The sequence below is a fragment of the Allochromatium tepidum genome (assembly GCF_018409545.1).
In the GTDB taxonomy this organism is placed as follows: domain Bacteria; phylum Pseudomonadota; class Gammaproteobacteria; order Chromatiales; family Chromatiaceae; genus Thermochromatium; species Thermochromatium tepidum_A.
This window is the reverse complement of sequence record NZ_AP024563.1, coordinates 1,619,973-1,641,549: the sequence shown is the minus strand read 5'-3', so window position 1 is coordinate 1,641,549 and position 21,577 is coordinate 1,619,973. Positions and strand designations below refer to the sequence as shown.

The window sequence follows — 21,577 nt, the reverse complement described above, 5'->3', positions numbered from 1 at the left end:
TCGAGGCTTGACACGGCTTCACTGCACCCTGATAGTGCTTCACCGTGTTCCGATAGACACATTGGCCCATCACTCGTCAAAGGTCACAACTCATGAGCGAACAAAAGACCCGTCCTCAGGTTCCGGATGGCCACAGCCGATTCGTCGTGACTCGCCAAAAGCAGCCGAACGACAAGGGCTTCGTCGGCTACGAAGTCATTTGGGACTCGTTCCAAAAAGAAGCCAAGTATCAGACTCCGAAGCGTCCCTGAGCCTGGAAACGGACTCTCCGTAGGATGCGGTGAGGAACGAACCGCATCGATCGCGACTGAGGCGGTTCGCGACGCTCACCACATCCTACGACACCGTCGATTCCGATCGAACCATGAAACTGACACTGGATAGTTCGACCTTCAACGATCTGCAAGCCAAGTTCACGGCTGAGATCGTCACCCGAATCAAGATCAAACTCCAGGAAGCCGGTATCGAGCCGGACAGGCTCGAAGACCTCACGGCCGGTATTGCGTTGAGCATCGCCGGTGTCATCGACGATCTCGCCGAGATCGAAGCCGATGGTGTCGAAGTGCATCCCTATCTGACCTTTCGCACCGACGATGAAACGCTCGTCCACTGGGGCGAGAACGCCTATACCTATGAGCAGGTCTATGGCGCGATGAGGAAGCTGTTTCATCGTTCGCCTTGAGAGTCCCCCAACCCCGGCGGCAAGCGCCGTTCATGGGTCAACCGAACTTCTCCGGCCGCAACACCGCGACTTCGGACACGAACAGAATCATGCCGTAGTGCTCGTAGTAGCGGGCCTGCAGGTGATCGGCGATGGCCCTGGCGGTTACGTCGTCGCAAACCACCTCGATGCGGATGTTGCCGCTTTCGTCCCAGGCGGCGCTGCGCAACCCACGATGCCCTTTGCCTCGCGCGTCTGTGATGGTGTAGCCGTGCGCCCCCAGGCGCTCGATGTCTTCGACCAGGGTCCGCTCGAGCGCGGACTCGGTGATGACGGTGAGCAGTTTGCGCGTTGTGCTGTTCATGGGCCAAGTCCTCCGGTCAGCTCGAATGCATGCGTCGCCATGGCATGATAGATCGGAATGCCGACCAGGACATTGAAGGGAAACGTGACCCCCAAAGCGGCGGCCAGCGACAGCGTCGGGTTCGCCTCCGGGACCGAGATACGCATGGCCGCCGGCACAGCGATGTAGGAGGCGCTCGCCGCCAGGATACCCAGCATCGCCGTGCCGCCCAGCGACATCCCGAGCCCCAGGCCCACAGCAATCCCCACCGTCGAGGAGATCAGCGGCATACAGATACCGAACAGCACCAGGAACAGGCCGTACCGCCGCAGGCTGCCGAACTGGGCAGCCGTGATCAGCCCCATCTCCAGCAGGAACAACGCGAGGATGCCCTTGAACAGATCGAAGAAGAGGGGCGTGATCGGGGCCAGTTCCTCGGGACCGGCGATCCAGCCGATCAGCAGGCCGCCGACGAGGAGCACAATGCCCTTGCCCAGGAAGACCTCGCGGGCGACCACGCCCAGCCGCATGTCGCGCGACAGGCCGCGGGCGAGCAGGATGCCCACCAGGATGGCCGGGATCTCGAGCACCGCCAGCAGCAATGGCATCTGCGCTTCGAAGTCGATCTGCCGGTTGGTGAAGTAGTCGACACCGACGGCATAGGTGGCGACGCTCACCGAACCGTAGTGGGCGGCGATGGAGGCGGCATCCGCACGCGGCAAGCGACCGACGAAGCGCAGCACGCCAAAGGCGAGCAGCGCCAACAGCGAACCCATGCCCATCACCGCCAGGGTTTGCCACGCCAGCGCGCTGAACGGCTGTTTGGCCAGCTCGACGCCGCCTTTGAGACCGATGGCCAGCAGCAGCAGCATGCTTATCAGATCATACACCGCCGCCGGCAGACGCAGTTCCGAGCGCAACAGGCCCGCCGTCAGCCCGAGCAGGAAGAAGAGCAGGACGGGATCGAGCATGGTCAAGAGCGTTCTCCGTGGGTGTCCATGAGCGTCTGCGGCAGAAGCAAGCCACCGTGGTCGTCCAGGCGAACCGCCGCCGGCGTCAGTCCGGGATAGCGCACCTCGAGGGCCTGCAACTCGCTGTTTGCGTGGTGGTCGGGAGTGTCACCCGCGAAGACGGGGAGGAAGCGGGCGGCCAGCGTGGCCGTCTCCGTCTCCAGATAGCCGAAGCACTCCAGCAGCGCCGCCGCCAGATCGATGCGAGAGACGCTGGGGGCCGCCGCTTCCAGCCGGCACAGCATCCAGATCCCGTTGATCCCCGTCGTCTCGAGGATGCGCAGGGTTCGCCGCCCGCCGGCGTCATCCGGCAGAACCAGCTCGGACGGCAGATTCGCCACCCCATCTTCATCGATCCAGATGCCCCGCAGGGTTTCCGGCGTGCTGCCGGGCGACCAACGGTGAAGCATCGACAGATAATCGGTGAGCTCTGCGCTGATGCGCTGCAGATCCGCCAGGCGGCGCACCAGCAAAAAGGCGCCTCTGGGTTCGCTGGGCATGCCTTCATCTCCTCGTTAACGGTGGGATATCGGACTCCGCCCCAGGCCGGGGCCGAACCCTTACAAGACTTCAGGCCACTCGGCCGCGCCGGACTGACGAGTGCCGTCTGCGAGTATCACCGCTTGAGAATGCCAATAAAAGTCGATTATTCTTTAGAGAATATGCGAAAAAATTTTCAGATAAGGGGCGGATGAACCTCAAGCACCTGCGCTATTTCTGGGTGACGGCCCGCGCCGGGAGCGTGGCGGCGGCGGGCAACCAACTGCATCTGACGCCGCAAACCGTCAGTGCTCAGATCAAGCTGCTCGAAAGCGATCTCGGGACGGCCTTGTTCAAACCCGCCGGTCGCCGCCTCGAATTGACCGAGGCGGGGCGCGTGGCCCTGTCTTACGCGGACGAGATCTTTGCGCTGGGTCAGGAGATGGTGTCGTCGCTGCGGGCCACCGGCATCCCGGAACACGCGGCACCGGTGTTTCGGGTCGGGATTTCCGACGCACTCCCCAAATCGCTCATCCATCGATTGCTGCTGTCGCTGCGGCAATTGACGAAGCCGGTCAGGCTGGTCTGCCGCGACGGCGCCATCGAGACGCTGCTCGGCGAACTGGCCCTGCACCGGATCGAGATGGTGCTGGCCGATCGACCCATGCCGGCGGGGCTGGCGGTACGCGGTCACAGCCGCAAGCTGGGCGAGAGCGCCCTCGCCTTCTTTGCCGTGCCCCGGCTGGCGCGGCAGGATGTAGGCTTCCCCGCCTGCCTCAACGGAGCGCCGCTCCTGTTGCCCGGACAGAACGCGGCGGTGCGTGGCGAGATCGATCGCTGGCTGGGCGAGGCACGCCTGTCCCCTCGGGTCGTCGGGGAGTTCGATGACAGCGCCCTGATGAAAGTCTTCGCCGAGGCGGGCGAAGGCTATTTCCCCGCGCCCGCCATCATCTCGGACGAGATCTGCGCGCGTTATGGCGTCATCGAGCTGGGGCGGCTGGATGAGGTGCGTGAGGCGTTCTGGTTGATCAGCACCGAGCGGCGCGTTCAGCACCCCGAGGTCCGCGCCGTGCTGGAAGCCGCCCGCACGGCGGTTTTCAACATCCCGGTCGGCGGCGAAACGGCACGATGACAAGGTATCCCGATCATGTTGCATCTCACATCCGGCACGGATGACCTGACCACCGCGGCGAACCTGCTGCGAGCGGGCGAACTGGTGGCCTTGCCCACCGAGACCGTCTACGGTCTGGCGGGCGATGCGGGCAATCCCGACGCCTTGCGCGCGATCTTCCAGGCCAAAGGCCGCCCCGCCGATCATCCGCTGATCGTGCACCTGGCTGCGGCTGAACAACTGCCCGCCTGGGCCGCCGTCGTGCCGGAGGCCGCCTGGCGGCTGGCATCGGCCTTCTGGCCCGGACCCTTGACCCTGGTTCTGCCTGCGGCACGGACCGTTTCGCCGCTGGTGACGGGCGGCCAGACCACGGTCGCGCTGCGCGTGCCCGCTCATCCGGTGTTTCAGGCCGTGTTGCAACGACTCGGTCGAGGACTGGCCGCGCCGTCCGCCAATCCGTTCGGTCGGATCAGCCCGACCACCGCGCTGCATGTGCAGCGCCATTTGGCGGGCAGGATCGCGGCCGTCGTCGATGGCGGCCCCTGCCCGGTCGGTATCGAATCCACCATTGTGGATCTCAGCGGCGACCATCCCCGCCTCTTGCGGCCCGGTCGGATTACGGCGGAGGCCCTCGCGCCGCATCTGCCTCCGATCCTGACCACAGACGCGACCGCGCCTCGTGTGCCCGGTATGCTGGACTCGCATTATGCGCCGAGCAAGCCATGCTACCGGATTCCGATCGATCTGCACGAGAGCCCGTTCCCGGACCGGCGTCCGGGTCTGATCGCGACTCGTCCCGTCGACTGGCCGGTCGCGAGATTCTGGCCGATGCCCGCCGTCCCCGAGGACTATGCCTCGATGCTCTATTCGGTATTGCACCAGGCCGACGGCAGCGACTGCGACGTCCTGTTGATCGCCTTGCCGCCCGACGACTCGGCCTGGATCGCCGTACACGACCGAATCCGCCGCGCGGCGCGTTCACTGTAGCGGGAGAGCCGGTATGGATTCGCCAAGGCGCAAGCCGGCATCGAACCCTCGGCGGCCGGGATCGATCGGCAACATCCCGCCGGCTGAAGCTCCGTGATCAGATCGGCCGGGTCGGCGATCCGCCGATGTCCGGCCCCAGCTCCGGCGTGCCGCCGGCGGCGATCTCCTCGTCCGTCGCCTCACGCACGCTCAGCACTTCCAGCTCGAAGATCACCTGCCGCTCGCACAGCGGATGATTGCCGTCGATCGTCAGCGTCCTGTCGTCCATACGGGTGACGAAAAAGGTCTTGGTCTCGCCTTTCTCGTTCTCCATCAGGATCTGCATCCCGACTTCGCGATATTCCTCGGGCACGTTCTCGATCAAATCCGTGATGACGAGCGATTCATCCCGAGCGCCATAGAGATCGCTGCAATCGATCGGAACCGAGATCGTCTCGCCCACCGACCGGCCTTCCAGTTCCGCCATGACGCGCGGATCCAGCACTGAGTTGTGACCATGGACATAGCCCAACGGAAACTCCACGGCCGTCAAAACATTACCCGTCTTCTGATCGAGGACGCGATAGCTCAGTTCGACGAATGTATCGTCGCGAATGGTCTGTTTCATCATGGCCTCGGACATCAGAAGATCGAAGCGGCAAAGATACGCACTTCGCCATTCTCATAGCCGAGCACCATGCGCCCCAGCCATTCCCCTTCGCGCGCCGTACTACGAACGCGGTAGAGCGCCGTCACATGCTCGCCGCGCCGGATGAGCCCGAGAAAATCGCGTTCCTCGACCAGATTGCGCGACAATTCGCTATGCGCGAACTGCTTGCCCATTTCGACTTCGTTCAGGGCGAGCAGCAGGTTGTAGGAGAACTTCTTGATGAACTTGCCGTACCGGCCCTGATTGGAATACTTGACGAGATCGTCCCACAGAGGATGGGCGATCTCGATGATTTGTTCGTCGGTCAGATCATTGATGTTCATATCACCAGCGAATCGTCTTCAGGCCACTACAATCCAACCCTGAAAAAAAGCTGGGCTCCCGGCAATACCGAGAGCCCAGACTTCATATCGAGGCACGCCGGATCCTATCAGGCATCGACCAGATGGTAACAGGGCGCCTTTTCCATTGTGTACTCGCCGGTATCGGGATCACGGCGCGACACCGTCAGCACATGCCAGTTCTCGTCGTCGACCTTCATGGCGTCGCCACGGTAGTAGTAGCCCGGCCAGCGGGTCTCCTTGCGGAACAGTGTGTGATGCAGCACGGCCTCGGAGGTGAGCTGACGATGCTTCAGCTCCCAGGCGCGCAGCAGTTCATGGATGTTCTCCGCCGCCAGCTTCTCGAGATCCTCTTCCAGAAGCTTCATCTTCTTCAGACCGATGTTGAGCAGCTTGTCATTGGTCATGTAGTTGACGGTCACGCCGCCGCAGTACTCGTCCATCAGCTTCTGCAGACGATCCAGGCCCTGACGCGGGTTGATGTAGTTCGGGTTGACCGAACCGGCGGTGATCTCGTTGCGGTAGACCCGGTAGTGCTCCAGCGGCTTGTAGATCTCTTCACGCCGCCGCTCGATCTGCGCGTCTGAGACCCGAATGCCCTCGGCCTTGCCGTCGTCGATGTACTTGCAGGCCGCCTTGGCCGCCAGACGCCCCTCGGTGAAGGAGCCGGACGAGAAGGCGTGCGGCGTGCCGCCGACGGCGTCGCCGGCCCCGAACAGTCCCTCGACTGTGGTCATGCGGTTGTAGCCCCAGAAATACTCGGGCGGCGAGACGTCCTCCGGACCCGAACACCAGGCACCGCAACCGGTCGCGTGCGAACCCATGACGTAAGGCTCGGAGGTGGTCAGCTCGGGGTTCTCGTTCTTCGGATCGACATCGGTCGCGGCCCAGAGCACGGCCTGGCCGACGGTCATGCCGAGGAAGTTGTGCCAGCCGATCTCTTCCAGATGCGGATCCTGGAAGGCTTCCATCGTGACCATGTGGATCGGCCCGCGACCGGCGTTGACTTCGCTGATCAGGGCATGGTTGCGCAGACAGGTCGGGATCGGGCGATGGGTGCGGTGCGAGAGTTCCGGGTCGAGATATTCCTTGCCGACCATTTCCTGCAACTGCGGCCACCACTTGGACTCGTACTCCTCGCCCAGACCGTTCTGCGTATAGGTCTTGAGGTGCAGGAAGTAGGCGCCGACCGGACCGTAACCGTCCTTGAAGCGGGCCAGCACGATGCGGTTCTCCATCTGGGTCATCTTGGCGCCGGCGCCGATCATCAGACCATAGGCCGAGCCCGAGGACCAGGGTGCATACCAGACGCGCCCCGCGCCCTCGCCCACCGACCGCGGCTTGTAGATGTTCGAGGCGCCGCCGGCGGCGACGATGACCGTCTTGGACTTGAAGACATGATAGTTGCCGGTGCGCACGTTGAAGCCGACCGCGCCCGCGACCCGGTTGGGCTTGCTCTCGTCCATCAGCAGATGGGTGACGCAGATGCGGTTGAAGACCTTGTCGGCCGACTTCTTCGCCGCTTCCGCGACGATCGGCTTGTAGGACTCACCGTGGATCATGATCTGCCAGCGGCCTTCACGCTGATAGGCGCCGGTCTTGGGGTTGCGCATCAACGGCAGACCCCATTCCTCGAACTGGTGCACGGCCGAGTCAACGTGACGCGCCATGTCGAACAGCAGGTCTTCGCGCACCATGCCCATCAGATCGATGCGCGCATAACGCACATGATCTTCCGGCTTGTTCTCGCCGAAGCGGGTGCCCATGTAGCAGTTGATGGCGTACAGACCCTGGGCCACGGCACCGGAGCGATCGATGTTGGCCTTCTCGGCGATGACGATCTTCTTGTCCTGGCCCCAGTAGCGCGCCTCGAAGGCCGCGCCCGTGCCGCCCAGGCCCGCACCGACGACCAGAACGTCGATGCCGTCCTCGATGATTGTCTTGTAAGCCATCAGTAGCACACCCCTTCTTGCATTTTCAGGCCGTTGGATTCGAGCGTATGCAGACCGCCGTCATCGAGACGAATGTACTTGGGCTCGTTGAACAGCAACTGGCTGTCGCGCATCTCTTTCGACGGCGCGGGCACGTCCTTGAGCTTGGGCGTGTGCTGCCCCCAGGGCTTGGTGGTGATGGGCGCGAGCAGGTTCATGTCCTTCTCGCCGTTGCGGAAGATGATGCGCCAGGCGATGACGCCCTTCTCCTCGTCGCGACGCACCCGCACCGAATGGCCCAGCGGGGCGAAGTCGGCGTAACCGCGCACGTCGATCGCGTTATGCGGACAGGCCTTGACGCAGGAGTAGCACTCCCAGCACATGTTGGGTTCGATGTTGTAGGCACGACGGATGGTCGTGTCGATGTGCATGATGTCCGACGGGCAGATGTCGACGCATTGGCCGCAACCGTCGCAGCGCGTCATATAGACGAACGTTGGCATTCTCGTGATCCTCTTCTCTCTCAACTCTTTTCAGCGCGGTGAGATCAGTAATGGGTCGGCGCTTCGCGCTTGATCCCCAGGCCCATGTAGGGCGGGGTGTCGCCCATGTAGGTCGGGATGTCCGGATAGCGCTCCTTGACGATGGGGTCGGTCAGTTCGGGCAGCTCGGGCAGCTTGTCCATCGAACCGTCGGCCTTGGCGACCTTCTTCTGGAAGGCGGCGGCGGGCTTGAAGAACATGTGCGCCAGCTTCGACCAGTAGACGGTGCCGAACAGCGTGGTGGCGGCGGCGATGAAGATGAAGAAGGCCAGTCCGGCCAGGACACCGGCGCCTGCGGCCTGGAACAGCGACCACACCAGTGCAAAGGTCGTCGTCAGCAGCAGCGAGACGATGAACAGATCCGATAGATGCACGTCGTACCACGGATGGCCCTCGGAACGCACGTCGACGCGGATCTTGAACCAGAACCAGTAGCCGCCGACGCTGACCATCAGAGCGCCGATGTGCCAGAGCAGGGACACGAAACCCGAGGTCTCGCCTTCCACGCCGAAGATCAGGATCGCGGTCGTCACCACGAAGGTGACGAAGCCGTACATCATGAGCAGGTGAGACTTGCGCCGGTCGGGATTCTCGAACTCGCCCGAGGCCAGGACTTCGTTGGCCAGGGTGCTGACGGCCAGACCGACCTTCTCGGCGCCGCCGACTTCGCGTTTGGCCAGTTTCTTGAGCGACTTGCCTTTCTCGAAGAAATACCGGGCGCTCTTCTTGTGCTTGACGTCGAGCAGGGTGCCGCCGATGACCAGAAGGACCATCAACACGACATAGGCCTGCATCACGCCCGGCGCAATGAACGCCGACAGCTCGGCGAAGGGATTGCTGGTAATCATCTCATTGGCTCTCCGTTGGGCTACGACTGAGGGAGTGACTGGTAGTAATCCATGAGGATCTGGGCGACCTCGGGACGCGAGAACTCGGGCGGCGGGGCCTCGCCCCGGCCGAGCATCTCGCGCACCCGAGTACCGGACAGCTGGATAAAGTCATCCGGCGTATGGTCGGGGGCGTCGCGCATCATCACGACTCGTCCAAGCTTCTTGGAGTAGGCCGTGTTGTCGGCGCGGAAGATCTCGATGGCGAGCGCATCGGCGGGCACGGCGTCATCGAAGATGGTCTGGGCGTCGAAGGGACCATAGTAATCGCCGACGCCGGCATGATCGCGACCGATGATGAAGTGGGTCGCGCCCATGTTCTGGCGGAAATAGGCGTGCAGCACCGCCTCGCGCGGCCCGGCATAGAGCATGTCGAAACCGTAGCCCGTGACCATCACGGTGTTGGGCGGAAAATAGAGTTCGGCCATGGTGCGGATGGCGGCATCGCGCACGGGGGCCGGGATGTCGCCCGGCTTGAGCCGGCCGAGCAGCATGTGGATCACGACGCCATCGGCTTCGACCGCCTCCATCGCCATCTTGCACAGCTCCTCGTGCGCGCGATGCATGGGGTTGCGGGTCTGGAAGGCGACGATCGTCCGCCAGCCGCGTTCTTGGATCTCGTGGCGGATCTCGACGGCGGTGCGGAAGGTGTCGGGGAAGTCGGTCTGGAAGTAGGAGAAATTGAGAACCCGGATCGGTCCCGAGATGGCGATACGGCCCTGGCTGTTGAAGGTCTGGACGCCTGGGTGCTTCGGGTCCGAGGTGCCGTAGACCTGTTCGGTCATCAGCGCCATCTGCGCGTCCGAGACCTGCTCGACGGCGGTGACGTCCATGACCGCCAGTACCGGGTTGCCCTCGACGTTCGGGTCACGCAGCGCGACCCGCGTGGCGCCGGCGATGGCGTCGGCGGATTCGAGCAGACAGAGCAGCGGCACCGGGAAGAAGCGCCCGTCGGTCAGGGTCATCGACTGCGCCGTACTGAGCGCGTCGGCCAGATTCATGAACCCTTCGAGTGGGCTGAAATACCCGGCGCCCAGCATGACGGCATTGCCGGCCGCCTGGGAGCTGACGATCACCGAGGGCAGCGACTCGGCCTCATGGGCGAGTTTGTGGTGCTGCTCTGGGTCATAGACGAAACGCGGTCTGAGTTCGTCAGAGCCGACTGGCTTGATCATGCACGAGCCTCCAACAACAGAGGGTGAAGACGCCACCGGATGCTTCGTATCCGCCAGGGTCGGCGGACGGCACGAAACAACCGTCGTTCGGGCGGGGAAAATACCAGAAAAGCTACGGCTTTGTGAAACGCCTTTTTTAGCCGATCCTTATCGACGGGCTTGGTCAGGGCGCTACCGGCGGTGCAACAGGCACTCCCGTCCAGACGGCGACCGGTTCCGAGCCGTGTGGAACGCCAGGGACAGGTACGCTTTCGATCTACGATGAGGTCAATTGCCCCCCGCGCGCTGCTCAGCCTCACTCGCGGCCGCAAGATCCCCGGAACGGCGCCTGGACTCGGCGATGATGCGCCAGTTGTCGCGCCGGATGTCTTCCTTGTCGCCCGCGAGATCATTGGCGCGCGAGGCCAGATTGCCGGCCTGGACCGCCTGCCCCTGCTCCAGCCGCACGCGCGCGAGCCGGTTCCAGAGATAAGCTTCACGCGGAGCGATGCGCAGCGAGCGCTCCAGAGAAGCGGCCGCACCGGTGAAATCACCCGACTGGCGCTGCTGCTCGGCCTGACCGGCGAGCTTGGCGGCCGCCGGCGGCAGACTGGGTGCGGCGAAGCTCGATGGAGGCAGCGCCGGGGCCGGCGCGACCGGACGCTCGGCACTCGGAGTCTCGGAAGCCGGCAGGGTCGCGCGCGGATCGACCTTGGCGACCTGCTGTTCGGCCGGACGCTGAGGAGGCGTCGCGGGCGGCTCGGACGTGCTCGGCGCAGGCGCGGCGGGTTGCGCCTGGAGGCCGCCCGGCATCGGGGGCGTACCCGGTGTCTGGGTGATGGATTGAGGCGGCGTACCTGGTGTCGGCGGCGCACTCGGCGTCGGCGTGGCGGGTTGAGCCGGCTGGATACCGGACGCGGGCGGTGCGGCCGTTTCCGGCGCGGCACTCGGATCGCGGTAGGCATAGACCTGGGTTCCGCGCCTGACCGGCTCGGACGGTTGCTCGGGCACGGGCGCGCGCTCCGGCTGGGGCGTCGGCACGCTTGGCCGCGCGGGCCGTCCATCACGCGGCGTCACCTGGACGATGGGCGCCGGCGGTCCCTCACGCAGCCCCATGGAGCAGGCGCTCAGACCGGCCAGGGCCAGCGACGAAAGCGTCAGGAATCGAGTCAAGCGTTGCATGTGTTTAAGCACTTCGCACAGGTGTTGAACATCAGCGACCGAAGAAGTCGCTCATGAAATGGTTTTGGGTTCGAGCCGGTTTGGGTGGCGGTGGCGGTGGCTCAGGGGGCGGAGACTCTTCCCGCGTTTCGGTGGGAGCCGGTTCGGCCCGCGCCACCGACTCGCCGCCCGCAGCACGCGACCCGGAACCCTGACCGCCGCCGCAACTGGCCGCCCCCTTGGCGCTGTCGCCGATGAAGGGCACGTTCCTACGTCCGCAGGCATCGGCCAGGACCACGCCATCGGGCGGAGACTCGGGCAACGGCTCATTGTCGAGCGCCAGCATGAAATCACCCCACACCCGCAGCGCCCCGGTTCCGCCCGTCAGTCCCATCGGCTTGTTGTCGTCGCGACCGACCCAGACCACGGCCACCTTGTCGCCCGAGAAACCGGCATACCAGCTATCGCGCTTCTCGTCGGTGGTGCCGGTCTTGCCGGCCATCGTCATCCCCTTGGGCAACTGATCGCCGAGCCACTTGGCCGTGCCGTCCGTGACCACGCGCTGCATGGCCCAGGTCGTCAGATAGGCCGCCCTGGGATCGACCACGGCCTCGATGGCGAGCGGATAGCGGTTGAGCGGCCGGCCCTGGGCGTCGACCACCTCGCGGATGCCGCGCAGGGGCGCGCGATAGCCGCCGGCGGCGATGGTCTGATAGACCTGCGCCACCTCCAGCGGCGACATGGACACCGCCCCCAGCAGCACCGAGGGCACGACCCGGATGCGTCGCTGCGCACCCATCTTGTAGAGCGTATCCACGACGTTCTTGACCCCGAGGCTCAACCCCAGGTTGACCGTAGCCAGATTCAGCGAGCGGGCGAGCGCGCTGTGGAGCTGCACCGAGCCATGAACCCGGCGGTCGTAGTTCTTCGGCTCCCAGCGCTTGTTGCCGTCGGGCAGACTGACGGGACGGTCCGAGAGACTGGTGGTGAGCGTGTAGCGCTCCGGCTGCGACAGCGCGAGCAGATAGATCGGCGGCTTGACCAGCGAGCCGATCGAGCGCACCGAGTCGAGCGCGCGGTTGAAGCCGGCATAGCCCGGCTCGCGCCCGCCGGCGACGGCCAGCACCTCGCCCTGCTCGACCGAGGTCACCACGGCGGCCGCCTCCAGGGTTCCGGCCTTCATCCGATTCTGCTGCTCCAGCTCGGCCAGCTTCCTGGGCAGCGAACGCTCGACGGCGGCCTGCACCAGCGGATCGAGCGTGGTGAAGATGTTCAGCCCTTCGGAGCGCAGATCCTCGTCGCGATAGTCGCGCTGGAGCTGGCGACGCACCAGGGTGATGAAGTCCGGATAGTACCCGGCCGGACGCCCGCCGCCGTCCTGAATCCCGAGCGGCGCGCGCTTGGCCTTGGTCGCCTCGGCCTCGCTGATGACCCCGTCGCGCACCATGAGGTCGAGCACCAGATTGCGCCGCCGCTCGGCGGCCTCCGGATTGCGGCGCGGATCGAGACTGGACGGCGCCTGGACCATGCCGACCAGGAGCGCGGTCTTGGCCGCGTCGAGTTCGTCGAGCGGCAGATTGAAGAAGAACTGGCTCGCCAATCCGAAGCCGTGGATGGCGCGGCTGCCGTCCTGACCGAGATAGATCTCGTTGGCATAGGCTTCGAGGATCTCGTCCTTGCCGTAGCGCCGTTCGAGCAGGAAGGCCATATAGGCCTCCTTGATCTTGCGCTCGAAGGTCCGGTCGGCGTTGAGATAGAAGTTCTTGACCAACTGCTGGGTCAGGGTGCTGGCGCCCTCGACCACGGCGCCGGCCTGGAGGTTGCTGACCGCCGCGCGCAGGATGCCCTTGGGATCGACGCCGATGTGTCGGTAGAAGTTGCGATCCTCGACCGCCATCAGGGTCTTGATCAGCAGCTCGGGCAGATCCTGGCGACGCACCAGCACCCGGTCCTCGTTGTGGGTCGGATAGATGCTGGCGATCAGCATGGCGTCCAGCCGCACTAGGGCCGGGTCGGGACCGCCGTCGGCGTCGGTCAGGGTCTCGACCTGGCCGTCGGCGAAGGTGACGGTCAGATGACGCTCGGGCTCGGCCCCATCCCAGAACTGGAACGGACGGGTCCGGACCTGGAAGCGGTCGCCCAGGCGTTGATATTGGCCCTGAGTACGCGGCGACGCGACGGCGCGATAGTTCAGCCGCTTGAGTTCGGACTCGAACTGATCGGGGCTGAGCCGGCGTCCGGCGTAGAGTTCGAGCGGACGTGCCCAGACGCGCGCGGGCAAGGCCCAACGCTGGCCCTCGAACTTGTCGCGGACCACGCGATCGAGGTGGATGCCATAGAGCGTCACGGCCACGGATGCCCCGACCGCCGGGATCAGGAGCCAGCCGAATAGAAGGGTGCCGAGCCGGAAGCCACGGCGGGAATGTCTCCGGCCACGCGAGCCGGCGCGACGCTTGGATGCCACGGATGATTGACCTGCGAGAGAGAGTTCGAGTCACGCACCCCGGATTCGGGTTCGAGTCTTCGAAAAACGGATGATCGACGCCGGATTATGACACATCGGACGGCGTGGCCGGATGTTTCGGACGCCTGTCCGAACATCCCGCGCTTCGACAGGATCGCGGGCGCCGGGTTGCAGGCGAGTCAGGTCTTGATGCCCACGCCCCGGCGCAGCAGGAACAGACTGTAGGCCGCCAGGATGGCGATGAACATCAGGATCATGCCGAACGCCGGCACGAGCGGGATGTCGCTGACCCCGAGCAGCCCGTGGCGGAAGGCGTTGACCATGTAGAGCACCGGATTGGCCAGCGAGACGGTCTGCCAGAACTCGGGCAGCAGATCGATCGAATAGAAGACGCCGCCCAGATAGGTCAGGGGCGTGAGCACGAAGGTCGGCACGATCGAGATGTCGTCGAAGCTGTTGGCGTATATGGCGTTGATGAAGCCGCCGAGCGAAAAGAGCGTCGCGGTCAGGAGGCCGATCAGCAGCATCAAGAGCGGATCATGGATGCGGATCTCGGTGAAGAACATCGCCACCAGCATCACCGCCACGCCCACCGTCAGACCGCGCGCCACGCCGCCGGCGACGTAGCCGGCCAGGATCACCCAGTTGGGCGCCGGCGAGACCAGCAATTCCTCGATGTAGCGCGAGAACTTGCTGCTGTAGAACGATGAGACCACGTTGGAATAGGAGTTGGTGATCACGCCCATGAGCACCAGTCCGGGGACGATGAAATCCAGATAGGCGAACCCGTCCATGGGTCCGATGCGCTCGCCGATCAGACGCCCGAAGATGACGAAATAGAGCGTGGTGGTGATGACCGAGGGCAGGATGGTCTGGACCCAGATGCGCAAGAAGCGCAGCACTTCCTTGCCCAGGATGGTCCGGAAGGTCACCCGGTAACGACGCCAGTCGTCCAGCCGCGCGCTCATGCCCCCACCTCCGGACCGCGCCGGTCGACCAGTTCGAGGAACAGACGTTCGAGCCGGTTCTGCTTGTTGCGCAGACTGATGACCTCGATGCCGTTGCGCGAGAGCGCCTCGAAGAGTCCGTTGATGGTGTGGTCGCGATTCATCTCGACTTCCAGAGTACAGTCGTCCAGCGCCTGGAGCACGAAACCGCCCAGCTCCGGCAGCTCCGAGACCCGTCCCTTGAGATTGAGCACGAAGGTCTCGGTATGGAGCCGGTTGAGCAGCACCGCCAGACTGGTGCGCTCGGCGATCTCGCCGCCGTCGATGATGGCGATGTTGCGGCAGAGGCTCTCGGCCTCTTCCAGATAATGGGTGGTGAGGATGATGGTCGTCCCCTGGGCATTGAGTTCGCGCAGGAAGGACCACATCGAGCGCCGGATCTCGATATCGACGCCGGCGGTCGGCTCGTCGAGGATCAGGAGACGCGGCTCATGGACCAGGGCGCGCGCGATCATCAACCGGCGCTTCATGCCGCCCGAGAGCCGGCGCATCTCGGTGTCGCGCCTGTCCCAGAGGTCGAGCTGGCGCAGATAGCGTTCGGCGCGGTCCTTGGCGACGGCGCGCGGGATGCCATAATAGCCGGCCTGATTGAGCACGACCTCGATCACCGGCAGGAACAGATTGAAGTTGAACTCCTGCGGCACCAGACCGATGCACGACTTGACGCCTTCCGGATCGCGGTCCAGATCGCGCCCGAACACCGAGACCCGGCCCGAGGTCTTGTTCACCAGTGACGAGACGATGCCGATGAAGGTCGACTTGCCGGCCCCGTTGGGTCCGAGCAGGGCGAAGAAATCCCCCTCCCCGACCTGGAGATCGACGCCCTTGAGCGCCTGGAAACCGCCTCGGTAGACCTTGGTGAGTTGCTGAACGTCGAGTGCGAACATGGATGGCATCAGTGGTCGGTGATTCGGGCCGCGCAGAGTAAGACGCTCAACTTTACCAGCAATCCGGCGCTCCTGCCGCGCTTCGTCCGCGCGCGTAGGTTCCAGTCGGCCCGGCCTGTCTTCGAGTTGTCATATTGGGCACGCATAATCGCCGATCGGCTCGCATCGAACCGTCTCAGCTCGGCATTGGGGCGGCTCAGGATCGAAGCTCCACAAAGGGAAGACGCTCATGTCCATATCGACCCATGATGGCCACACCATACTGACCGCGCGCGCCCGATTGCTCGGGCGTCACCTCGACATCCGGCGTCTCGGACACCTGGAGGCGCTGGCGACCAATCCGCTGGTCACGCCGATCGGCGACACGGGGCGCGCCGTGCTCTTTCGCTCGGGCGCCGTGGTGCTGTTCGGGGTCAACGACGCGCAGGAAGCCGCCTTCGTCGAGGAGATCCGCCCCTTCGTGCGCGACTCGCTGATCCAGCCCGAGCACGAAGACCTGCCGATCCTGATCGATCCGACCCGCGCCGAGGCGCTGGAGCGCGAACGTCTGGTGCTGGCCGATGCCGATCTGGCGCGACTCCAGGTCGTGGCCGACATCCTGGGCAAGAGCGTGCTGCTGGCCGATCAGGAGTCCAGGGTCGCGCATGCCTTCGACCGCATCGAGCCGCTGGCCGATCGCTTGCGGCGTCAGGGTCGCGGGGTGAGTCATGCCGGCACCCTCATCCGCCACATCGGCGAGGCGCTGGCGATCCAGCATGACATGGTCGGACGCGGCGAGATCGGCGACAAACCGGAGGTGATTTGGGAACGTCCGGATCTGGAACGGCTGTTCCTGAATCTGGAGGCCGAATACGAGATCCGCGAACGTCAACTGGCCCTGGAGCGCAAGCTGACGCTGATCAACGACACCGCCGGCACCCTGCTCGATCTGTTGCAGAGCAAGCGCAGTCTGCGGGTGGAGTGGTACATCGTCATCCTGATCGTGGTCGAGATCGTGCTGACGCTCTATGAGCTGTTCCTGCGCGCTCCCGGACGCTGAGACGACAAGCCCCTTCAGCCGGCCGCGATGGCAGCCTGGGAGAGCCAGATCAGCGCCGGTTCGTCGTCCTTGGTCAGCTCACCCTCGCGCATCAGCAGGAGCCCATCGGCGACCGGATGGGCGATGACGCCCTCTTCCTGGGCCGGCACGGGTGTGGCGAGCGGGTTGGCTTGGCGCGCTCCGACCCGCCGATCGACCCACTGCCGGACCGTTTCGTGATAGACGCGCCGATAGACGACCTTGGCCGCACGCAACTGATCGTCCTGGAAGAAGAGCGTGACCGAGGCCGCCGGGATCCGGTTGAAGGTGCCGATCTGAGCGCCGCACAGCCGGTTGCCGAACGGATTGGACCCGACGGCGCACTGGAATTCGAGCTTGGGGAAGGTCTCGCGCAGTTTCGCCTCGGTCAGCCGGCTGTCGAAGGCGTCGAGCGCAGCGTTGAACTCGGGCTTGCCGAGCAGCCCCATCAGGGCCAGGTCGGTGCGCCGCTGGCCGTCCTCGGTGAAGGCGAGCCAGAAGAACGGCCCGATCACCAGGGCCAGCATCAGGAACGTCTTGTAGGCTTTCGGCAGCTTCAGATTGGCGCTCATTCGTCTACTCGTGTCATGTCGCTTGGATTCCCGCCTTTCATTGAGCCACGATCTCGACCCGTCGGTTGAGCGCGCGCCCTTCTTCGGTGGCGTTGCTGGTCAGCGGCGCGAGATTGGCCACACCCATGGGCTTGAGTCGCTCACCCGGAATGCCATAACTCTGGATGAGCGTGCGCACCACCTCCTCGGCACGGCGGCGCGAGAGATCCATGTTGTAGTCCAGCGTGCCGCGATTGTCGGTGTGACCGACGATGTAGAGCTTGAGATCGGGATTCTCCACCAGCATCAGGGCGATCTGTTCGAGCTGGGGCTTGGATTCGGCCTTGATGGTCGCCTGATTGAAGTCGAACTGGATGCCGTGGACGGCGATGCGCCCGGCGTCCGAGAGTCCCTGGGCCATCTCTTTGGCTTCGATCGAGACCATGCGCTCGCGCATCGGCTGCGACAGCACCTCCTCGACGAAGATGGCCACGCGGTTGCCGGCGGCCGAATCGGCGAAGTTGTCCTGTAGGGCGGCGAAGACGAAGAGCTGTGAATCACCGTCCGGGGTCTGTCGGCGCGCGCTGTAGAGCCGTGGCTCCTGGACCGTCGTGTCCGAATAGACGTGCTTGAGCAGATGGCTGTCGGTGAGCTGCTTGCCGTTGGCGGCCTCGCCATAGAAGCGATCGACACCGGCGCCGCACTCCTCGAACCCCGAGCACTGGTAGAGCGTTTCATAGCCCAAGGCTTCCAGCGCGCGGCGGTAGTTGCGGATGACCTCCAGCGAGCTGGCGTTGCGCGGGGCGAGATAGACCAGCCGCGTGCGCCGGCCGGACGCCTTGATCGTCTGTTTCCAGTCTCCGGTACCTGTCTCCCAGGGACCGGTTGGAATCAGCGTCTCATCGAAGGGACTGACCCGATGACCGATGATGACCGACCCCTCGAAGCGCGGAAGGCCGGGGATGTCGGTCGCGCCTGCAAGATCGCGCTCGAAATCGGTCGCCGCAACTGCTCCGGCCATGCCCATGAATCCCATGAGCAGCAGGACCACCGTGAGCCGAGCGATCGGCTCGAACAGCCGCCGTCCGTCCGCCCCCGGCGTCAGACCAGGCATCCGTTTCCAATGGCTTGAGAGGGCTATGGGGTCCATGGCTGTGAGTGTCGAACAGGGCTGGGTTCCAATGGACGGGCATCGCAACGGGCCGAATGGGCGCGATTTTACAGGAATTGGCCGGTCTTTCCGGATCTATGGTAAAACGCAGTCCCTTTCAGCCGCGACGTCCAGTTACGTCCGGCCTGCTCATCGAATCCCAAGCCCTCCGCCCCAGCGACCTCCCGTGACTCAAGACAGCGCGCCCCCCGATCTCTCCCGACACACACCCATGATGCAGCAGTATCTGCGCATCAAGGCCGAGTATCCGCACATGCTGCTGTTCTACCGCATGGGGGACTTCTACGAGCTGTTCTATGAGGACGCCGAACGCGCCGCGCGTCTGCTCGATATCACCTTGACCCGGCGCGGTCAGTCGGGCGGCCGGCCGATCCCGATGGCCGGCGTGCCCTATCATGCCGTCGAGGGCTATCTGGCCAAGTTGATGCGTCAGGGCGTGTCCGTCGCCATCTGCGAGCAGATCGGCGATCCGGCCCAGTCCAAGGGGCCGGTCGAGCGCAAGGTGACGCGCATCGTCACGCCCGGAACGCTCACCGACGAGGCATTGCTTGAGGAACGGCGCGAGAACCTGCTGGTGGCCATCGCCGAGGGTGCCTCCGGACTGGGGCTGGCGGTGCTGGAACTCTCCAGCGGACGCTTCTCGGTGCTGGAGGTCGGATCGAGCGAAGCACTGATGAGCGAACTCGAACGGCTCAGACCCGCCGAGATCCTGATCGCCGATGACAGCCGGCTCGATGCAGAGCTAAAACTCGAACGCGGCCTCACCCGCCGCCCGGTGTGGCACTTCGACCCCGACAGCGGCGAGCGTGCCCTGTGCGAGCAGTTCGGCACCCGCGACCTGGGCGGCTTCGGCTGCGCCGGGATGCAACTCGCGATCGGGGCCGCCGGCTGTCTGCTGCAATACGTCCGCGACACCCAGTTCGCCGCCCTGCCCCACATTCGCGGTCTGTCCACCGAGTCGCGCGACGAGGCGCTGATCCTGGATGCCGCGACCCGGCGCAATCTGGAGATCACCGAGAGCCTCGGCGGACGCCCCGAGCACACATTGGCCGGCGTGCTCGACCAGACCGTCACCGCCATGGGCAGCCGCTTGCTGCGCCGCTGGTTGAACCGCCCGCTGCGCGATCGCGAGGCCATCCGCGCCCGGCATGGCGCCATCCGCGCCCTGATCGGCGTCGGACATGGCCCGTCCATCCAGTCGCTCCTGAACGGCATCGGCGACCTGGAACGCATCCTGGCGCGCGTGGCGCTCGGCACCGCCCGCCCGCGCGATCTGGCCGTGCTGCGCGACTCGCTCGCCGTCCTGCCCGATCTGCGCACCGAACTGGCCGAGTCCCCCGATCCCCTGCTCGCCCAACTGCGCGACGAGATCGGCGAGCATCCCGAGGTGCTGGATCTGCTCCGGCGCGCCATCCTCGAACAGCCGCCGATGCTCATCCGCGACGGCGGCGTGATCGCGCGCGGCTATGACGCCGAACTCGATGCGCTGCGCGATCTCTCCGAACATGCCGACCGGTTCCTGCTCGATCTGGAGGCACGCGAGCGGACGCGCACCGGCCTCGCCAACCTCAAGGTCGGCTACAACCGGGTGCACGGCTATTACATCGAACTCAGCCGCACCCAGGCCGATCAGGTACCGCCGGACTTCGTGCGCCGGCAGACGCTCAAGGGGGTCGAGCGCTACATCACGCCCGAACTCAAGCGCTTCGAGGATCAGGTCTTGAGCAGCCGCGAGCGCGCGCTCGCGCGTGAGAAATGGCTCTATGAGGAACTGTTGGGTCAGCTGGGTCTGTCGCTCGGGCCGCTGCAACTGGCCGCCGGCGCCATCGCCGCACTCGACGTGCTCGCCAATCTGGCCGAGCGCGCCCAGACGCTGAACTGGAGCTGTCCGGAGCTGACCAACCGCGCGCAGATCGAGATCCAGGACGGGCGTCATCCGGTCGTCGAGCGCGTGCTCGACGGTCCCTTCGTCGCCAATGGTCTGCGGCTGGACGGCAAACGGCGGATGCTGGTCATCACCGGTCCCAACATGGGCGGCAAGTCGACCTACATGCGCCAGAACGCGCTCATCGTGCTGCTGGCCCATGCCGGGAGCTTCGTGCCGGCACGCCGTGCCGTCATCGGCCCCATCGACCGCATCTTCTCGCGTATCGGCGCCTCGGACGATCTGGCCGGCGGGCGCTCGACCTTCATGGTCGAGATGGAGGAGACGGCGAACATCCTGAACAACGCGACCGCTCAGAGCCTGATCCTGATGGACGAGATCGGGCGCGGCACCAGCACCTTCGACGGGCTGTCGCTGGCCTGGTCGTGCGCCGTCGAGCTGGCCACGCGCATCGGCGCCTACAGCCTGTTCGCGACCCATTATTTCGAGCTGACCACCCTGCCCGAGGAATATCCGGGCATCGCCAACGTCCATCTAGATGCCGTGGAGCATGGCCAGTCGATCGTGTTCATGCACGCCCTGCGCGAGGGGCCGGCCAATCAGAGCTATGGTCTGGCGGTGGCGGCGCTCGCCGGGGTGCCGCCGGCGGTCATCGCCCGCGCGCGCGAGCGGCTGCGTGAACTGGAGGATGGCGCCCATCGCCATGCCACGCGCGAGACCCGGCAGCTCTCGCTGTTCCCGATGGAACCGGCGTCGGCACCGCGTCCCAAGGCCGAGCCGGAAGCCGTCGTCGAGCCGGTCGAACCGCCGGTCTGCACGGCACTGCGTGACATCGATCCGGACGGACTCACGCCACGCGAGGCGCTGGAAGCGCTCTACCGTCTGCGTGGGATGCTCGAATCCCTGGAGCCTTCGACGACGTTCGAGCACGAGTGCACGAAAGCTGTCAAGGGCCGATGAGCATGGCCTCAGAGTGCCGAATCACAGGATTTGCCGGATATGAAGGGGATTTTATGGGTGGCCGGGATCCATTCGACACACTGCCTTCCCTTGGCTATCAGAGGCTTGCAAGATGAAATGGCGGAGAGGGAGGGATTCGAACCCTCGATAGGCTATTAACCTATACACACTTTCCAGGCGTGCTCCTTAAGCCACTCGGACACCTCTCCGGGAGGGGAATCGATGTTGACCGACTCTTCGCCCATGCAGGCGTGGAGCCGCTATCCCTGTCGCTCGATAAGCCGACCACTATACATCAAGCCACCGTCCCTTGCAATCGGAGCGCCCTGGATTTCGCC

21 protein-coding genes and 1 tRNA gene are annotated in these 21,577 nt (G+C 64.9%); 6 read left to right on the top strand and 16 right to left on the bottom strand.

Going from position 1 to position 21,577, the window contains the following annotated elements; all coding sequences use genetic code 11:
• Nucleotides 1–92 precede the first annotated feature (92 nt).
• On the top strand, nucleotides 93–251 hold the full coding sequence (locus tag Atep_RS07915; RefSeq protein WP_213377705.1) for a hypothetical protein: 159 nt from the start codon (nucleotides 93–95) through the stop codon (nucleotides 249–251).
• A 113-nt stretch (nucleotides 252–364) separates the two neighbouring features.
• Nucleotides 365–682 (top strand): hypothetical protein, encoded by a 318-nt coding sequence (locus tag Atep_RS07910; RefSeq protein ID WP_213377704.1) that lies wholly within the window; start codon nucleotides 365–367, stop codon nucleotides 680–682.
• A 37-nt stretch (nucleotides 683–719) separates the two neighbouring features.
• On the opposite strand, the gene Atep_RS07905 is transcribed toward Atep_RS07910, so the two are convergent.
• From Atep_RS07905 to Atep_RS07895, 3 genes are read right to left on the bottom strand one after another with little or no spacing between them, the layout of a single operon-like run.
• Nucleotides 720–1,025: a P-II family nitrogen regulator gene (locus Atep_RS07905; protein WP_213377703.1), complete on the bottom strand. Its 306-nt coding sequence runs from the start codon at nucleotides 1,023–1,025 to the stop codon at nucleotides 720–722.
• On the bottom strand, nucleotides 1,022–1,975 hold the full coding sequence (locus Atep_RS07900) for a sodium-dependent bicarbonate transport family permease (protein ID WP_213377702.1): 954 nt from the start codon (nucleotides 1,973–1,975) through the stop codon (nucleotides 1,022–1,024). Before Atep_RS07900 ends, Atep_RS07905 begins: the two co-directional genes overlap by 4 nt.
• A gap of 2 nt (nucleotides 1,976–1,977) precedes the next feature.
• Entirely contained in the window at nucleotides 1,978–2,514 is a 537-nt protein-coding gene (locus tag Atep_RS07895) for a hypothetical protein (protein ID WP_213377701.1), read from the bottom strand.
• Nucleotides 2,515–2,705: 191 nt separating this feature from the next.
• Here Atep_RS07895 and nhaR point away from each other — a divergent pair, with 191 nt between their 5' ends.
• The gene (nhaR, locus tag Atep_RS07890; protein ID WP_213377700.1) at nucleotides 2,706–3,626 is read left to right on the top strand and encodes a transcriptional activator NhaR; all 921 of its coding nucleotides are present in this window, start codon (nucleotides 2,706–2,708) and stop codon (nucleotides 3,624–3,626) included.
• Nucleotides 3,627–3,644: 18 nt separating this feature from the next.
• The gene (locus tag Atep_RS07885) at nucleotides 3,645–4,592 is read left to right on the top strand and encodes an L-threonylcarbamoyladenylate synthase (protein ID WP_236786056.1); all 948 of its coding nucleotides are present in this window, start codon (nucleotides 3,645–3,647) and stop codon (nucleotides 4,590–4,592) included.
• Between the two features lie 97 nt (nucleotides 4,593–4,689).
• Here the strand turns inward: Atep_RS07885 and Atep_RS07880 are convergent, their stop codons facing one another.
• The 10 genes from Atep_RS07880 to Atep_RS07835 all read right to left on the bottom strand — a co-directional run bounded on the left by Atep_RS07880 (nucleotide 4,690) and on the right by Atep_RS07835 (nucleotide 15,615).
• Entirely contained in the window at nucleotides 4,690–5,199 is a 510-nt protein-coding gene (locus Atep_RS07880; RefSeq protein WP_213377698.1) for an FKBP-type peptidyl-prolyl cis-trans isomerase, read from the bottom strand.
• 14 nt (nucleotides 5,200–5,213) lie between these two features.
• Entirely contained in the window at nucleotides 5,214–5,564 is a 351-nt protein-coding gene (locus tag Atep_RS07875) for a hypothetical protein (RefSeq protein WP_213377697.1), read from the bottom strand.
• 107 nt (nucleotides 5,565–5,671) lie between these two features.
• A complete protein-coding gene (gene aprA, locus Atep_RS07870; RefSeq protein WP_213377696.1) occupies nucleotides 5,672–7,534 on the bottom strand; it encodes an adenylyl-sulfate reductase subunit alpha in 1,863 nt (620 codons plus the stop codon).
• Entirely contained in the window at nucleotides 7,534–8,016 is a 483-nt protein-coding gene (gene aprB, locus Atep_RS07865; RefSeq protein ID WP_176975961.1) for an adenylyl-sulfate reductase subunit beta, read from the bottom strand. Before aprB ends, aprA begins: the two co-directional genes overlap by 1 nt.
• Nucleotides 8,017–8,060: 44 nt before the next feature.
• A complete protein-coding gene (locus Atep_RS07860) occupies nucleotides 8,061–8,903 on the bottom strand; it encodes an adenylyl-sulfate reductase (RefSeq protein WP_213377695.1) in 843 nt (280 codons plus the stop codon).
• Nucleotides 8,904–8,923: 20 nt separating this feature from the next.
• Nucleotides 8,924–10,117: a sulfate adenylyltransferase gene (gene sat, locus Atep_RS07855; RefSeq protein ID WP_213377694.1), complete on the bottom strand. Its 1,194-nt coding sequence runs from the start codon at nucleotides 10,115–10,117 to the stop codon at nucleotides 8,924–8,926.
• A 267-nt stretch (nucleotides 10,118–10,384) separates the two neighbouring features.
• Nucleotides 10,385–11,278: a tetratricopeptide repeat protein gene (locus Atep_RS07850; RefSeq protein ID WP_213377693.1), complete on the bottom strand. Its 894-nt coding sequence runs from the start codon at nucleotides 11,276–11,278 to the stop codon at nucleotides 10,385–10,387.
• A gap of 31 nt (nucleotides 11,279–11,309) precedes the next feature.
• Complete coding sequence (mrcB, locus tag Atep_RS07845; RefSeq protein WP_213377692.1) at nucleotides 11,310–13,721, bottom strand: penicillin-binding protein 1B; 2,412 nt, start codon at nucleotides 13,719–13,721, stop codon at nucleotides 11,310–11,312.
• Between the two features lie 179 nt (nucleotides 13,722–13,900).
• Nucleotides 13,901–14,689 (bottom strand): ABC transporter permease, encoded by a 789-nt coding sequence (locus tag Atep_RS07840; RefSeq protein ID WP_213377691.1) that lies wholly within the window; start codon nucleotides 14,687–14,689, stop codon nucleotides 13,901–13,903.
• Nucleotides 14,686–15,615 carry an ABC transporter ATP-binding protein gene (locus tag Atep_RS07835; RefSeq protein WP_213377690.1) on the bottom strand — a complete coding sequence of 310 codons (930 nt, stop codon included), beginning with the start codon at nucleotides 15,613–15,615 and terminating at the stop codon, nucleotides 14,686–14,688. Before Atep_RS07835 ends, Atep_RS07840 begins: the two co-directional genes overlap by 4 nt.
• Nucleotides 15,616–15,844: 229 nt before the next feature.
• Here Atep_RS07835 and Atep_RS07830 point away from each other — a divergent pair, with 229 nt between their 5' ends.
• Nucleotides 15,845–16,654 (top strand): RMD1 family protein, encoded by an 810-nt coding sequence (locus Atep_RS07830; RefSeq protein ID WP_213377689.1) that lies wholly within the window; start codon nucleotides 15,845–15,847, stop codon nucleotides 16,652–16,654.
• 14 nt (nucleotides 16,655–16,668) lie between these two features.
• Here Atep_RS07830 and Atep_RS07825 read toward each other — a convergent pair whose 3' ends face one another.
• A complete protein-coding gene (locus Atep_RS07825; protein ID WP_213377688.1) occupies nucleotides 16,669–17,244 on the bottom strand; it encodes a hypothetical protein in 576 nt (191 codons plus the stop codon).
• Between the two features lie 37 nt (nucleotides 17,245–17,281).
• On the bottom strand, nucleotides 17,282–18,337 hold the full coding sequence (locus Atep_RS07820; protein ID WP_213377687.1) for an OmpA family protein: 1,056 nt from the start codon (nucleotides 18,335–18,337) through the stop codon (nucleotides 17,282–17,284).
• Between the two features lie 268 nt (nucleotides 18,338–18,605).
• Here Atep_RS07820 and mutS point away from each other — a divergent pair, with 268 nt between their 5' ends.
• On the top strand, nucleotides 18,606–21,239 hold the full coding sequence (mutS, locus tag Atep_RS07815; protein ID WP_213381483.1) for a DNA mismatch repair protein MutS: 2,634 nt from the start codon (nucleotides 18,606–18,608) through the stop codon (nucleotides 21,237–21,239).
• A gap of 118 nt (nucleotides 21,240–21,357) precedes the next feature.
• Here mutS and Atep_RS07810 read toward each other — a convergent pair.
• Nucleotides 21,358–21,448, bottom strand: a tRNA-Ser gene (locus Atep_RS07810).
• Nucleotides 21,449–21,577 lie beyond the last annotated feature (129 nt).

Excerpts from the sequence above, each read along its gene's own strand:
- Atep_RS07915 (WP_213377705.1), top strand. The coding sequence starts at position 93 with ATGAGCGAACAAAAGACCCGTCCTCAGGTTCCGGATGGCCACAGCCGA.
- Atep_RS07910 (WP_213377704.1), top strand. The coding sequence starts at position 365 with ATGAAACTGACACTGGATAGTTCGACCTTCAACGATCTGCAAGCCAAG.
- Atep_RS07905 (WP_213377703.1), bottom strand. The coding sequence starts at position 1,025 with ATGAACAGCACAACGCGCAAACTGCTCACCGTCATCACCGAGTCCGCG.
- Atep_RS07900 (WP_213377702.1), bottom strand. The coding sequence starts at position 1,975 with ATGCTCGATCCCGTCCTGCTCTTCTTCCTGCTCGGGCTGACGGCGGGC.
- Atep_RS07895 (WP_213377701.1), bottom strand. The coding sequence starts at position 2,514 with ATGCCCAGCGAACCCAGAGGCGCCTTTTTGCTGGTGCGCCGCCTGGCG.
- nhaR (WP_213377700.1), top strand. The coding sequence starts at position 2,706 with ATGAACCTCAAGCACCTGCGCTATTTCTGGGTGACGGCCCGCGCCGGG.
- Atep_RS07880 (WP_213377698.1), bottom strand. The coding sequence starts at position 5,199 with ATGAAACAGACCATTCGCGACGATACATTCGTCGAACTGAGCTATCGC.
- Atep_RS07875 (WP_213377697.1), bottom strand. The coding sequence starts at position 5,564 with ATGAACATCAATGATCTGACCGACGAACAAATCATCGAGATCGCCCAT.
- aprA (WP_213377696.1), bottom strand. The coding sequence starts at position 7,534 with ATGGCTTACAAGACAATCATCGAGGACGGCATCGACGTTCTGGTCGTC.
- aprB (WP_176975961.1), bottom strand. The coding sequence starts at position 8,016 with ATGCCAACGTTCGTCTATATGACGCGCTGCGACGGTTGCGGCCAATGC.
- Atep_RS07860 (WP_213377695.1), bottom strand. The coding sequence starts at position 8,903 with ATGATTACCAGCAATCCCTTCGCCGAGCTGTCGGCGTTCATTGCGCCG.
- sat (WP_213377694.1), bottom strand. The coding sequence starts at position 10,117 with ATGATCAAGCCAGTCGGCTCTGACGAACTCAGACCGCGTTTCGTCTAT.
- Atep_RS07850 (WP_213377693.1), bottom strand. The coding sequence starts at position 11,278 with ATGCAACGCTTGACTCGATTCCTGACGCTTTCGTCGCTGGCCCTGGCC.
- Atep_RS07840 (WP_213377691.1), bottom strand. The coding sequence starts at position 14,689 with ATGAGCGCGCGGCTGGACGACTGGCGTCGTTACCGGGTGACCTTCCGG.
- Atep_RS07835 (WP_213377690.1), bottom strand. The coding sequence starts at position 15,615 with ATGTTCGCACTCGACGTTCAGCAACTCACCAAGGTCTACCGAGGCGGT.
- Atep_RS07830 (WP_213377689.1), top strand. The coding sequence starts at position 15,845 with ATGTCCATATCGACCCATGATGGCCACACCATACTGACCGCGCGCGCC.
- Atep_RS07825 (WP_213377688.1), bottom strand. The coding sequence starts at position 17,244 with ATGAGCGCCAATCTGAAGCTGCCGAAAGCCTACAAGACGTTCCTGATG.
- Atep_RS07820 (WP_213377687.1), bottom strand. The coding sequence starts at position 18,337 with ATGCCTGGTCTGACGCCGGGGGCGGACGGACGGCGGCTGTTCGAGCCG.
- mutS (WP_213381483.1), top strand. The coding sequence starts at position 18,606 with ATGATGCAGCAGTATCTGCGCATCAAGGCCGAGTATCCGCACATGCTG.